This is a genomic window from Streptomyces sp. NPDC043867, from assembly GCF_056435845.1.
Genome location: NZ_JBWKDS010000010.1, coordinates 144402 through 157872, shown reverse-complemented (window position 1 = coordinate 157872; position 13471 = coordinate 144402). Strand labels below are relative to the sequence as shown.

General features: G+C 72.7%; 11 protein-coding genes. 7 read left to right on the top strand and 4 right to left on the bottom strand.

The annotated features are described in order from the left end of the window. The first annotated feature begins 45 nt into the window (after positions 1-45). Positions 46-432, top strand: a complete 387-nt coding sequence (locus AC069T_RS12945; protein WP_478782771.1) for a hypothetical protein — start codon at positions 46-48, stop codon at positions 430-432. A 165-nt stretch (positions 433-597) separates the two neighbouring features. Then, positions 598-2046 carry a S28 family serine protease gene (locus AC069T_RS12940; RefSeq protein ID WP_478782770.1) on the top strand — a complete coding sequence of 483 codons (1449 nt, stop codon included), beginning with the start codon at positions 598-600 and terminating at the stop codon, positions 2044-2046. A gap of 258 nt (positions 2047-2304) precedes the next feature. On the opposite strand, the gene AC069T_RS12935 is transcribed toward AC069T_RS12940, so the two are convergent. Beyond that, complete coding sequence (locus AC069T_RS12935; RefSeq protein ID WP_478782769.1) at positions 2305-2694, bottom strand: MerR family transcriptional regulator; 390 nt, start codon at positions 2692-2694, stop codon at positions 2305-2307. Positions 2695-2833: 139 nt separating this feature from the next. Between AC069T_RS12935 and AC069T_RS12930 the strand changes: the two genes are divergently transcribed. Both AC069T_RS12930 and AC069T_RS12925 read left to right on the top strand, forming a co-directional pair. Continuing rightward, entirely contained in the window at positions 2834-3499 is a 666-nt protein-coding gene (locus AC069T_RS12930; RefSeq protein WP_388783511.1) for a class II aldolase/adducin family protein, read from the top strand. Further along, the gene (locus AC069T_RS12925) at positions 3496-3951 is read left to right on the top strand and encodes a carboxymuconolactone decarboxylase family protein (protein ID WP_478782768.1); all 456 of its coding nucleotides are present in this window, start codon (positions 3496-3498) and stop codon (positions 3949-3951) included. The genes AC069T_RS12930 and AC069T_RS12925 overlap by 4 nt, the downstream gene beginning before the upstream one ends. 331 nt (positions 3952-4282) lie before the next feature. On the opposite strand, the gene AC069T_RS12920 is transcribed toward AC069T_RS12925, so the two are convergent. After that, a complete protein-coding gene (locus tag AC069T_RS12920) occupies positions 4283-6133 on the bottom strand; it encodes a glycoside hydrolase family 3 protein (protein ID WP_478782767.1) in 1851 nt (616 codons plus the stop codon). Between the two features lie 271 nt (positions 6134-6404). Between AC069T_RS12920 and AC069T_RS12915 the strand changes: the two genes are divergently transcribed. After that, positions 6405-8438, top strand: a complete 2034-nt coding sequence (locus tag AC069T_RS12915; protein WP_478782766.1) for a cell wall-binding repeat-containing protein — start codon at positions 6405-6407, stop codon at positions 8436-8438. A 212-nt stretch (positions 8439-8650) separates the two neighbouring features. On the opposite strand, the gene AC069T_RS12910 is transcribed toward AC069T_RS12915, so the two are convergent. Beyond that, complete coding sequence (locus AC069T_RS12910; protein ID WP_478782765.1) at positions 8651-9451, bottom strand: sugar phosphate isomerase/epimerase family protein; 801 nt, start codon at positions 9449-9451, stop codon at positions 8651-8653. 381 nt (positions 9452-9832) lie between these two features. After that, positions 9833-10918, bottom strand: a complete 1086-nt coding sequence (locus AC069T_RS12905; protein WP_478782764.1) for a LacI family DNA-binding transcriptional regulator — start codon at positions 10916-10918, stop codon at positions 9833-9835. A gap of 236 nt (positions 10919-11154) precedes the next feature. Between AC069T_RS12905 and AC069T_RS12900 the strand changes: the two genes are divergently transcribed. Both AC069T_RS12900 and AC069T_RS12895 read left to right on the top strand, forming a co-directional pair. Beyond that, entirely contained in the window at positions 11155-12306 is a 1152-nt protein-coding gene (locus AC069T_RS12900) for a Gfo/Idh/MocA family protein (protein WP_478782763.1), read from the top strand. After that, on the top strand, positions 12303-13454 hold the full coding sequence (locus tag AC069T_RS12895) for a dihydrodipicolinate synthase family protein (protein WP_478782762.1): 1152 nt from the start codon (positions 12303-12305) through the stop codon (positions 13452-13454). The genes AC069T_RS12900 and AC069T_RS12895 overlap by 4 nt, the downstream gene beginning before the upstream one ends. Positions 13455-13471: the final 17 nt, after the last annotated feature.

The following is a 13471-nucleotide window of genomic DNA, read 5'->3' as shown; positions in this document are numbered from 1 at the left end:
CTGCGTCCGTACACCAGTACGCTGATGGCTGCGGGAGGGACGACAGTGGACAGTGGTGCGATACGCCGGCGGCTGGCGCTCGGCACGGCCGTGCTGACCGCGTCCGGGCTGCTCGCCCTCGCCGTCCCGGGCAGCGCGGAGGCCGCCTCCTACTGTTCCGGGCGCAAGGTCCGGACGCTGCCCTTCACCACCGGCTCCGTGCAGGTCTACAAGCGGAGCGGCTACGTGTGCGCGGTGACGTTCCCCAAGAAGCGGGGCGCCGCCAAGTCGATGTCGGTGAGCGTGCAGGCACGCGGCAGCCGGCCCGTCGCCGACCGCGGGCGCTACACGCACCACGCCGGCCCGGTGACCGTGCACGCCGGACGCCGCTGCGTGTGGGTCAAGGGCTCCGTCGGCGCGGGCTCGGTGAGCTCGGGCTGGATCCTGTGCTGAACCGGCCCTGACCCCCGCCCACGGGGCCCGCTCCGGCCCCGATGCGTGGGCCGATAGGGTCCGATCCCCGACATTTCCAGCAGGCCGCCCCAACATCCCCTGGTGCACCGGGTGTTGCTCCGCTAGGTTCCGGCGGACATCCGCGTATTTCCCAGGGGAGGGTGCATGCGCAAGGCGCTCAGATGGCTGCTGGCGCTCACGGTGCTGATCGGCACGTTGAGCACGGCCGGGGCGGCCACCGCCGCCCAGCCGGAGGCCACCGCCTCCACCGGCACCACCGGTGAGGACATCAAGGACCAGCTGCTCGCGATACCCGGCATGAGCCTGGTCGAGGAGAAGCCGTACACCGGGTACCGCTTCTTCGTCCTCACGTACACCCAGCCCGTCGACCACCGGCACCCGTCCAAGGGCACGTTCCAGCAGCGCGTCACCGTGCTGCACAAGGACACCTCGCGCCCGACGGTCTTCTACACCGGCGGCTACAACGTCTCCACGAACCCGGGCCGCCGCGAGCCGACCCAGATCGTCGACGGCAACCAGGTCTCGATGGAGTACCGCTTCTTCACACCGTCCCGTCCCGCCCCGGCCGACTGGAGCAAGCTGGACATCTGGCAGGCCGCCAGCGACCAGCACCGCATCTTCGAGGCCCTCAAGCCGCTCTACGGCAAGAAGTGGCTCTCCACGGGCGGCTCCAAGGGCGGCATGACCGCCACGTACTACGAGCGCTTCTACCCGCGCGACATGGACGGCGTCGTCGCGTACGTCGCCCCGAACGACGTGGTCAACGACGAGGACTCCGCCTACGACCGCTTCTTCCAGAACGTCGGCACCAAGGAGTGCCGCGACCGTCTGAACGCGGTGCAGCGCGAGGCGCTCGTCCGCCGCGAGCCGCTGGAGAAGAAGTACGAGGACCTCGCGGCCGCCGAGGGCTACACCTTCACCACCATCGGCGGCCTGGACCGGGCGTACGAGGCGGTCGTCCTCGACTACGTCTGGGGCTTCTGGCAGTACAGCCTGCTGTCCGACTGCGACGGCATCCCCGCGGACGCCGCGCACGCCACCGACGACGAGATCTGGACGTCCGTGGACACGATCTCCGGCTTCTCCGCCTACACGGACCAGGGCCTGACCACGTACACGCCGTACTACTACCAGGCCGGTACGCAGCTCGGTGCGCCCACGATCCACTTCCCGTACATCGAGAAGAAGTTCATCCGCTACGGGTACCAGCCCCCGCGCAACTTCGTGCCGCGCGACATCTCCATGAGGTTCCAGCCGTGGGCGATGCGCGACGTCGACACCTGGGTGCGGCACAACGCCCGCCACATGCTGTTCGTCTACGGCGAGAACGACCCGTGGGGCGCCGAGCGCTTCCGGCTCGGAGCGGGCGCGCGTGACGCGTACGTCATGACGGCACCGGGGCTGAACCACGGCGCCAACGTCGCGGGTCTCGTCGCCGACGAGAAGGCGTTCGCCACCGCGCGCATCCTGGACTGGGCGGGAGTCGCCTCGGCGGCCGTCCGGGCGGACCCGTCGGAGGCGAAGCCGCTGGCGAGGTTCGACGCCAGGCTGGACAGGCGGGACGTCGAGCGCGAGCCCGCGCTGCGGCCGTAACACCCGCGCCGCGCCCGCCCGTCCACCGCGACGGGCGGGCGCGGCCCACCGGTCCGGCGCCGTCGGACCGGACCTGTGCCCGGCGGCGGTCGGACAGTCCGGTGGGGACTTTTTGGACGCGCCCCGCGCCATCGTCGCCGAGCTCGCACGCGAACGCCGTCACCCACAGCCGGGTGCCGGGACGGGGTTCCGGCTGGAGTTGCTCGCGCGTCCGGGCCTGTTGCGAGGTGGTGCAGGCGGAGGTCTTGTGGGCCGGGACTACGGCGCGGCCGGGGCACTCGTCTCCCAGGCGGCCATCTGCTCGCGGAACTTGGGGCAACTGACGATGTCCTCCTCGCCGCACTGCAGGGCGTGGACCAGAAGCTGATGGGCGTGGCCGAGGTCGATCACGCGCTGCTCGACCTCGGCGATCTTTGCGCGGATCATGGCCTGCCTACGCGGTTGGTCCCCCTGGAACTCGCCGATCTCCGCCAGGGTCAGCCCCGCCTGCTGGCACTTGCGCAGGACCACGATCCGCTGCGCGGCCTCCGGCGGGTAGCGCCGCTGCCCGCTCTCGCGCTCGGGCGTGGGCAGCAGGCCGTGGCGTTCCCAGAACCGGATGGCCGACGCCGGCACCCCGGTGATCTCCGCGAGCTGTCCGATGGTCATGCGCACGCAGCCGCTCCTCTCGTTCCCGCCCGCTCCGGCCACCGGCCGCTTGACTTGAACCTGAGTTTAAGTTGAAGAGTGAGGTACGCGAGCACGGCGGCGATCGAGAGCCGCCGGCAGCGGACTTCGGAGGTGCCGGATGGCAACCACACAAGTGGCGAACGAACGAGCGAACGAGCTGGTCGCAGCGGCGGAGGCGCTCTTCACGGCGGGGGTGATGTCCCATTCGGGGCACGCCAACCTCAGCGCTCGGCTCGACGCCGACAGCTTCCTGCTGACGCCGGGATTCGTCCGCGGGCTGCGCCCCGAGGACCTGGCGGCCGTCAGCCTCGACGGGCGGGTCCTGGAAGGGGAGCTGCGGTCCGTCAGCGCCGAGATCATCTCCATGCACAGCGCCGTCTACCGGGCCCGCCCGCACGTGGGCGCCGTCATCCACACCCACTCGCCCTCCGCGACGGCCTTCGCCGTCGCCCACCGGCCGCTGCCGTGCCGGACCGAGCCGATGCTGCGCTTCGGGCAGCCCGAGGAAGTCCCGGTGGTGCCTTGGGGGCCGCGCGGGTCCGACGTGTCCGTGCGCGGCATCGTCGATGTCCTCGAACAGCGCCCCACGACCTCGGCGGCCCTGCTGGCCAACCACGGCCTCATCGTTTTCGGTCCGGACTCGGTGGGGACCGCCCACCTGGTGGTGGCCATCGAGGAGAGCGCCGAGGCGGAGATCGCGGCGGCGGCGATCGGCGGGGCCGTGGACTTCCCGGAGGGCGCCTTGGCCGCCGTACGCGCCTCGATCGCCCGGGTCGCGTCATGACCGACCACGCGACGGCCGACAACGCGACAGCCGGCGACGCGGCGGCCGACGAGACGACCGTCGACGACGCCCTCGCCCGGCGCGCCGAGGCGGTGCGCGCCCGCTACCGTTCCACCCTCGGAGGCGTTCCGGGCGGTGTGCGGGACCGGCTGCGCCTGGCGCGGGACTTCGACCGGCTGCCCACCGAGGAGGCACTCGCGGCGCTGCGGCACATCGTGCTGACCGAAAACCCGCTCGGCGCGCGCGTGCAGCAACTCGTCCACTTCGGCCAACTCCTGTCCCTGGGCCGGGAACACCCCGCCCGCATCCATGCCCAGGGCGCCCTCCACGCCGGCGCCACCGTCGTCGACCTCATCGGAGTCGCCGAAACCGCACTCATCACCTCGGGTGTCCCGGCGTACGCCTTGGGTACGGAGATCGTCATCGACCTCCTGGCGACCACCGGCCCCTGACACTGGCGCGAGCGGGTAACCCGGGCGATAGGACGACCGCCTTCCAGAACTTCCTGGGCCAGCACGGGATCCCCCGGCCGAGGTCTTGGCGGTCCGCCAGAGACTGAGCAGACGACACCAAGATCCCCGACAGGCCCTAGTGCCGCGTCAGCCGAGGTTCGCCCCGTCGCGACGCCCGGCACGCACTCTCGCCGCACCGGCCGAAAGCCCAAGTACCTCCAGTACGAGGACTTCCGGCCGGCACTCCCCCCAGCCTTCGGCCGGGGGGACCCCCAGAGCACGCACCGGACGCCGCTCCTTGACGGGCAAACCTTGGCTGACACGGCACTAGCTAGTACGACAGCCCGTACCCGACGGGGTACAGCACCTGCGCCGGGTCGTCCGCCCGCTGCACGGGCACCGGCAGCTTCCCGGTGGGGGACACCGCACCCGCGATGACCCGTGCCGCCGCGCGCAGTTCGACGTCCGTCCAGGAGTACGCGGCCAGACACGCGCCGACGTCAGGGAGCTGGGCCACGTCGTACGGGTTGCGGATGGCGACGGCGATCACCGGGACACCGGTCGCGATCAGCTGCCCGACCAGCTTCTTCTGGGCACTGGTCGCCGTCACGTTGTACGTGCCGACCACCACGGCGTCCTTGCCCGCGGCCGCCGCCACCGCCCGGTCGACGGTCGCCTGCGAGGGCGCCGTGCCGGTGGACAGCGCGGTCGCCGAGAAGCCGAGCCCGCTGAGCGCCGTGGCCAGCACGGTCGTCGGAGGCCCGTCGGAACCGGACGGCGAGGCCGGGTCGGCGCCCACGACGAGGACGTTCCCGTGGGTGCGCCGGGACAGCGGAAGCAGGCCCTCCTTGTTGACCAGCAGGGTCGTCGTGCGGTTCGCGATCCGGTCGGCCGCCCTGAGGTGCGCCGGGGTGCCGACCGTGCGCTCGACGGCGGAGTCGGGGACGTAGGCGTCCTTGAGGAGGCCGAGCCTGGCCTTCAGGCGCAGGATGCGCAGGACCGACTCGTCGAGCCGGGCCTCGGTCAGCTCGCCGCCCCGGACGGCCGCGAGCACCGCGTTCCACGCGACGTCCAGGGACGGCGGATTGAGCAGCTGGTCGACGCCCGCCTTCAGCGCGAGCACCGGGACCCGCTCGTCGCCGTACTTCGTGCGAACCCCCTCCATGCCCAGCGAGTCCGTCACCACCACGCCGTCGTAACCGAGTTCGCCGCGCAGGATGCCGGTGAGGATCGGGTGGGAGAGGGTGGCGGGGTCGCCGGCCGGGTCGAGCGCCGGGACCATGATGTGCGCGGTCATGATGGAGTCGATGCCGGCCAGGATCGCCGCCCGGAACGGCACTGCGTCCAGCTCGGACCACAGCTCGCGGCTGTGCCCGATGACCGGGAAACCGGTGTGGCTGTCGACGGCGGTGTCCCCGTGCCCGGGGAAGTGCTTGGCGGTCGCCGCGACCCCGGCACTCTGATAGCCCCTCACCTGGGCGGCGACCAGCCCCGCGACCGCGTCCGGGTCGGCGCCGAAGGACCGTACGCCGATGACCGGGTTGGCGGGGTTCACGTTCACGTCGGCGACCGGCGCGTAGTCCTGGCGGATGCCGAGCGCGCGCAGCTCCGCGCCCGCGATGCGGCCGGCCGTGCGGGCGTCCTCCCGCGACCCCCCGGCCCCGAGCGCCATCGCGCCGGGGAAGAGCGTCGCGGGCTTGCCCACGCGTGCCACTATCCCGTGCTCCTGGTCCGTGGAGATGAGGACCGGCAGTCCGCGCGGCAGCCCGAGCGAGGCCTTCTGGATGCCGTCCGACAGGTCCGCGATCTGCTGCGGGCTGCGGGTGTTGTGCGCCCAGGCGAAGTAGATGACGCCGCCGACGCGGTACTTGGCGACCAGTTCCGCGGCCGTCCTGACGCCGATCTCCTTGAGGTTGGCGTCGATGTCGGCCTGGTCCGGCGCGGTGGCCGAGTGACCGTACACCCGCATCACGAAGAGCTGGCCGACCTTCTCCTCCAGGGTCATCCGGGAGATGAGGGTGCGCAGCTTCCTGTCGTCGTGCGGTGCGCCGGCGGCGGCGTACGCGCTGCCTCCGGCGGCGAGGGCGGCGGTGACGCCCGCCGTGGCGGTGAGAACGGAACGTCTGGACGGTTGTGCGGTGCTTCCCGTGCCGGAGTCGCGCACGAGCGCTCCTTCCCTCATGAAGGAAACTTCCGAGGAGTCACGAATATCCGGGAAGTTTCTTCCAGTCAAGGGTGTGCACAGTAACCGGGAAGGGGCCGTCACCGGCCCGGTCGGAGCGGGGCGCGCCGGTGACGGCGTGCTGTCGGCGGCAGGCGGGGCCGGTGGAAACGTGTTCCGTTCCGATCGTCCGGGCGGCTAGAGTGACGCCGCTGTCGTGGAGGAACGTGAGGTTTCCGTTCCGCGCCGGGGAGGTGAACGACAGCCCTTTTCATCACTCTTGTGGGGGCACATGAAGATTCGCAGACGCCGCGTGCTCGCGGCACTGGGCACCGCCGTCGCCGTGGCGGCCGGCATGGCCACCGCGCCCGGCGCGGCAGCGGCAGATCCCGTGACGTGGCAGGCCGCGGACGGCAGGCTGATGGTCCTCAACGGCGCACGCAACGTCCTCCAGACGACCCAGCCCGGCAGCGGCGCCTACACCGACTTCGTCGCCGACGCGAAGCAGCCGTCCTGGTCACCCGACGGCAGCCGGGTCGCGTACGTGAAGGACAACCGCGTCGAGACCCGCCGCTACACCGGCTCCACCCTGGTCAAGATCCAGGAACGGGGCTCGATGACCAGCGTGGGCGACCCGACGTTCCTGTACAGCGGCAGCGCCGTCGTCTACTCCGGCGGCGGCCGCCTGCGCTGGGCGCCCTCGGACGGCTCCCGCTACGCCGAGCCGCTGTTCTCCACCGCGCAGGACGGCTGCGACCGCAAGCCGAGCGCGTCCGTCAACGGCCTGGTCGCCTTCGTCCGCACCGGCGACACCTGCGGTTCGCCGACCGGCTCGGCGGTCTGGCTCTACGACGACACCACCGGCGGCTTCACGAAGCTCGCCGACGCCGGCGACGACCCCGCCGTCTCGCCCGACGGCACCCGGGTCGCCTTCGTGCGCGACGGCCGGCTGTTCGTGGTCGGCGTCGACGGCACCGGGGAGCGCCAGTTCACCTTCGACGACGACGCGCACGCCCCGGCCTGGTCGCCCACCGGCACCCGGATCGTCGTCACCAACGGGACCGACGAGGACGTCGCCGTCCCCCGCATCGTGGACGTCGCCACCGGCGAGGTCACCCGGATGGCGCTGCCCCCGGGCACGTCGTCCGTCCTCGACCCGGCCTGGCAGCCGTTGCGCGGCCAGAGCGTCGGCCGCGTCTGGGGCGCCGACTCCTACGCCACCAACGTGGCCGCGTCCCGCTGGACCTGGAACACCGCCGGCCAGAGCCGGCCCGGCCTGATCGACGCCAGGTCGGCCGTCCTCATCAGCGACGACAGCCCCTCCTACGCCCTGACCGGCCAGAGCCTCGCCGGCCAGAGGCAGGGCCCCCTGCTGATGACGTCGAAGACCTCGCTGTCGGCCGCCGTGCAGACCGAGCTGAAGCGCACGCTGAAGCCCGGCGCCACGGTCTACCTGGTCGGCGGCACGGACATCCTGTCCAGCGCCGTCGCCGGCAAGGTCAGCTCCCTCGGCTTCACGCCGAAGCGGCTGTCCGGCACCTCGCGGTACTCCACGTCCGTGGCGGTCGCCAAGGCCGTCACCGGCGCGCCCCAGTACGTGTTCATCGCCACCGGCACCGACTACCACTCCGCGATGGCCGCCTCCGCGGCGGCCGGTGCCCTCGGGTACGGCGGCAAGGGCACCGTCGTCCTCAACGACGGCAGCACGCTGTCGTCATCGGTGACGTCCTACCTCAACTCCGTCGACCCCGACGAGACCCTGGTCGTCCCGGTCGGCGCCTCGGCGAAGTACGCGCTCACGCACACGTACTTCTCCCACTGGCCCGACACCTACACGTACTACCCGGTCAGCGGAAGCGGCCACGACGGCACGTCCGCCGCGCTCGCCCGGTTCTGGTGGAGCGCCCCGCCCGCGGTGGGCCTCGCCTGGTCGGACAGCTGGCGCGGCGGTGTCTCCGCGAGCACCGGCATGCTCTCGTACGGCCCCGTCCTGTGGACCGACGAGACGACGCTGCCGGAGGCCGACGCGGCCTACCTGCGCGAGCAGGCGGCCGGGGTCAACACCGTCATCGCCTTCGGCGGGACGGGGTCGGTCTCCGCGGCCGGGCTGACCGCGGCGGGGTCCGCCATCGGTGCGGGCAGTTCGCTGGTGAAGTACACCCCGTACTACAACGGGGACGTCCCGCAGCAGACGGCGCAGAAGTCCCCGCTGTCGGCGCGGCGCGACGCGGGCGGGGCCGACGTGGCCGCGCCGCGGGGCGGGAGCGGTGCCGCGGGGCCGCGTCCGGATCTGGACGCGGTGCGCACCACCAACAAGGAGCGGTAGCCGCGCGGGAGACCGGGTGGGAGGCGCGGACGGGGTACGCCGTCCGCGCTGTCCGGGTACGGTCCGGGTCCGCGCGGTCCAGGTACGGTCCGGGTCCGCGCGGTCCGGGTACGGTCCGGGTCCGCGCGGTCCGGGTACGGTCCCGGTCCGCGTGGTCCGACCGGCTCCGGGTGTCGTGTGCGCCCGGGGCCGGTCTTCTGCTTCCGGCTCCGCTACGCCGACTCGTTCAGCAGGCGGGCGAGGTGGTCGCGACCCGGGGTGAGCAGGGGCTCCAGCGGGGCCGCGGACTCGTACCACCGCTTCTCGTACTCCCAGCACAGCCAGCCGTCCCAGCCCTCGCGGGAGAGGAGCTCCACGCACTCGGTGAGCGGGAGGACGCCCGTGCCGAGGAGGAGCGGGGTCGTGTCGTCGGGGGACGCGATGTCCTTGACCTGGACGTAGCCCAGGTGCGGGGCGAGGGCGGCGTACGTGGCGGACGGCTGCTCGCCGCCCAGCCAGGTGTGCATGACGTCCCAGAGCGCGCCGACCTGGCGGTGGCCGACCGGGCCCAGGACGCGGATCGCGTCGGTGCCGGTGCGGTGGGAGTCGTGGGTCTCCAGCAGGATCCGTACGCCGACGTCGGCGGCGTACTCCGCCGCCGTGCCCAGGCGCCGGGCCGCCGTCGCGTCCGCCTCGTCCGGGCTCTGGTCCCGGCCGCCGCCGGGGAAGACCCGGACGAAGGGGGCGCCCAGGTCCCTGGCCAGCTCCAGGAGTTCCCGGATCTCGGCGAGGACGGGGGCGTCGTCGCCGGGGGCCGCGACCCGCGGGTATCCGGCGAGGCCGAGGATCTCGACGCCGGTGCCCTTGAACTCGGCGGCGACGTCCGCCCGTTCGGCGAGGGTGAGGCCGGGGTGCACCGGCTCCTCGGGGTGCACGCGAAGCTCCACGCCGTGGTAGCCGTGGGTCGCGGCGAGTCGTACGACGTCGGGGACGGGGAGTCCGGGGACGCCGAGGGTGGAGAAGGCCAGTTTCATGTGGTGCACCTCGCTAGGGACCCGGGGCCCGGCCCCGGAACAGCACGGCTTGAGCGGACCCTACCCGGATGGTGCGGGCGTTGTGCGCCTTGGCTCCGGTGGGTGGGTCGGGGCCGCGCCGGTACATCCGCCCGTTGCAGGTCGGGCGTGCACGCTGGTTACGGGGCTGAACCGGGGTGCTCTGCCCGACCTGCAACGGGCATCTGATGTACCGGCACGGCCCCTCAGGGGGGAGGGCGGGTGCGGACCGTACGGGGGTGGCGGTGCGGGCAGGGCGGGCGTCGCTGCCGGCTGCGGGTGCTCGGGGCCCCGGCGTCACCGGTCCGCACGGGAACGCGGTGAACCGGCGTACACGGCGCACGGCGGTACGCGTCGGACGTGTTACGCGCGTGGCGCCGCCGTGGAGCCGCGCACCATCAGCTCGCCGCGGACCGTCGCGACACCCCCCGGCGGCGCCTCCTCCCGGCCCATCGCGATCCGCCCCGCCCGGGCCCCCGCCTCGGACAACGGCAACCGCACGGTGGTCAGCGAGGGCACCACGTCGATGCTGAAGGGCAGGTCGTCGAACCCGGCCACGGACACGTCCTGCGGAATCCGCAGCCCGGAGTCCCGCAGCGCCGCGCACGCCCCGAGCGCGACGGTGTCGTTGGCGGCGACGACCGCGGTCAACGACGGTTCGCGGCGCAGGAGTTCGAGGGTCGCCTCGTACCCGGCCCGCCGGTCGTACGGGCCGTGCACGATCCGCCGCGGGTCGTCCTCGATCCCGTGCGCGGCGAGCGCTGCCTGGTGCCCCTCCAGCCGGTGCCGGGTCGTCGTCCGCTCCTCGGGACCCGCGATGTAGCCCATGCGCCGGTGCCCGAGCCCGATCAGGTGCTCGGTCAGCCGCTGGCCGCCCCCGCGGTTGTCGAAGGTGAGCGCGACCGCCCCGGTGTCCTCGGGAGCGGGCGGCCGCCCGCACAGGACGATCCGGGTCCCCGCCTCCGCCAGCCTGCGCAGCTTCGCGGCGACCGCGGCCCCGTGCGCCGCGTCCTCGACGGCCCCGCCGGTCAGCACCACCGCGGCGGCCCGCTGGCGCTGCAGGAGCGTGAGGTAGGTCAGCTCCCGCTCCGGGGAGCCGCCCGTGTTGCAGACGACGGCGAGACGCTCACCGCCCGCGCGCCCGCCCCCGAGCACCTGCGAGGAGTGCGCGGACAGTCCGAGGGGTCCCCCTATCTCCGCCTGGACGGCACTGGCCATGATCCCGAAGAAGGGGTCGGCGATGTCGTTCACGAGGATGCCGACCAGGTCGGACGTGGCGGCGGCCAGCGAACTCGCGGGCCCGTTCAGCACGTAGTCCAGTTCGTCCACGGCCCGCAGCACCCGCTCCCGCGTGGCGGCCGCCACCGGGTAGTTCCCGTTCAGCACACGCGACACCGTCGCGGGCGAGACCTGCGCGCGGGCCGCCACGTCCGCCAGGGTCACCGTCATCTCGTCGTTCCTCCGGTCGCGCGTCGCTCAGTCGGTCCGGGGCCGTGATCGGCCGTGCGATGCCCTGCCCCCGCCGCGTGACCGTACCTCTTGTCCGCCCCGTCGAACATCTCGCGGTCCCCGCGGTCTTGTCCGAACGGTTCCGCAGCGGTTAGCTTCTCACTCGTATAGAAAGCGCTTGCTGTCTCGCTCGCCTGCGAGCGTACGCGGCGCCGGACGCGTACGAAGGGAATGACGTGACACGCAAGACGGTGCGTATCGCCATGAACGGCGTGACGGGGCGCATGGGTTACCGCCAGCACCTCGTCCGCTCGATCCTCGCCCTGCGCGAGCAGGGCGGTCTCGACCTCGGCGACGGCACCGTGCTGTGGCCCGAGCCGGTGCTCGTCGGGCGGCGCGAGCACGCCCTGGCGGCGCTTGCGGACCGGCACGGCCTGGAGCACTGGTCGACGGACCTGGACGCGGTGCTCGCCGACCCGGCCGTCGACATCTACTTCGACGCGCAGGTCACGTCCGCCCGGGAGGAGGCGATCAGGAAGGCGATCGCCGCCGGCAAGCACGTCTACACCGAGAAGCCGACCGCGACCGGCCTCGACGGCGCCCTGGAGCTGGCCCGGCTCGCCGACGCGGCGGGCATCAGGCACGGCGTCGTCCAGGACAAGCTGTTCCTGCCCGGACTGCTGAAGCTGAAGCGGCTCATCGACGGGGGCTTCTTCGGACGGATCCTGTCCGTCCGCGGCGAGTTCGGCTACTGGGTCTTCGAGGGCGACTGGCAGTCCGCGCAGCGGCCCTCCTGGAACTACCGCGCCGAGGACGGCGGCGGCATCGTCGTCGACATGTTCCCGCACTGGGAGTACGTCCTGCACGAGCTCTTCGGCCGGGTCACCTCCGTCCAGGCGCTCACCGCCACGCACATCCCGCAGCGCTGGGACGAGCAGGGCAAGCCGTACGACGCCACCGCCGACGACGCCGCGTACGGCGTCTTCGAGCTGGCGGGCGGCGCCGTCGCCCAGATCAACTCCTCGTGGGCGGTGCGCGTGAACCGGGACGAGCTCGTCGAGTTCCAGGTCGACGGCACGGAGGGCTCGGCCGTCGCCGGGCTGCGCAACTGCCGCGTCCAGCACCGCAGTTCCACGCCCAAGCCGGTCTGGAACCCGGACATCCCCGCCACGTACTCCTTCCGCGACCAGTGGCAGGAGATCCCGGACAACGCCGAGTTCGACAACGGCTTCAAGGCCCAGTGGGAGCTATTCCTGCGGCACGTCTACGCCGACGCGCCCTACCACTGGGACCTGCTGGCCGGCGCCCGCGGCGTCCAGCTCGCCGAACTGGGCCTGAGGTCCTCGGCCGAGGGCCGCCGCCTCGACGTACCGGAGATCTCGCTGTGACGATCCGACTGCCCGGCGCGGACGGGGAACTGCGCGCCTACACCCCGCGCTCCGAACCGCTCGCCCTGTCCCCGGGCGCCCCCTTCACCTCCCGTACGGTCTTCTCGGCCGCGCACGTCGTGGCCGATCCGTACGCCGACACGACCCCCGACTCCCCGGCCGCCGTCGACTGGGACGCGACGCTCGCCTTCCGCCGCCACCTGTGGGCGCAGGGCCTCGGGGTCGCCGAGGCGATGGACACCGCGCAGCGCGGCATGGGCCTGGACTGGGCGGGCGCCGCCGAGCTGATCCGGCGCTCCGCCGCCGAGGCACGGGCGGTCGGCGGGCGGATCGCGTGCGGGGTCGGCACCGACCAGCTCGTCTCCGGCTCGCTCGACGGCGTCCGGGCCGCCTACGAGGAACAGCTCGCGCTCGTGGAGGGGACGGGCGCACAGGCGATCCTCATGGCGTCCCGGGCGCTGTGCGCGGCGGCGTCGGGCGCCGAGGACTACCTGGAGGTGTACGGGCATCTGCTGCGCCAGTCCGCCGAACCGGTGATCCTGCACTGGCTGGGCCCGATGTTCGACCCGGCGCTCGAGGGCTACTGGGGCTCGGCGGACCTGGACACGGCGACCGGCATCTTCCTCGAGGTCATCGCCGCGCACCCCGACAAGGTCGACGGCGTCAAGGTCTCCCTCCTGGACGCGCAGCGGGAGATCGACCTGCGCCGCAGGCTCCCGCACGGCGTGCGCTGCTACACCGGCGACGACTTCAACTACCCCGAGCTGATCGCGGGCGACGAGCGGGGCTTCAGCCATGCCCTGCTCGGCATCTTCGATCCGCTGGGCCCGCTCGCCGCCGAGGCGGTACGCGTCCTGGACACGGGGGACGCGAAGGGGTTCCGTGAACTCCTCGACCCGACGGTGGAGTTGTCGCGTCATCTCTTCCAGGCGCCGACCCGTTTCTACAAGACCGGCGTCGTCCTCCTGGCGTGGCTCGCGGGCCACCAGTCCCACTTCACGATGGTGGGCGGGCTCCAGTCGGCCCGCTCGCTCCCGCACCTCGCGCGTGCCTACGAACTCGCCGACGGACTCGGCCTGTTCCCGGACCCGGCGCTCGCGGAGTCCCGTATGAGGAACCTGCTCGCCGTGTACGGAGTCGCCCAGTGACCACCCAGGACCTCTCC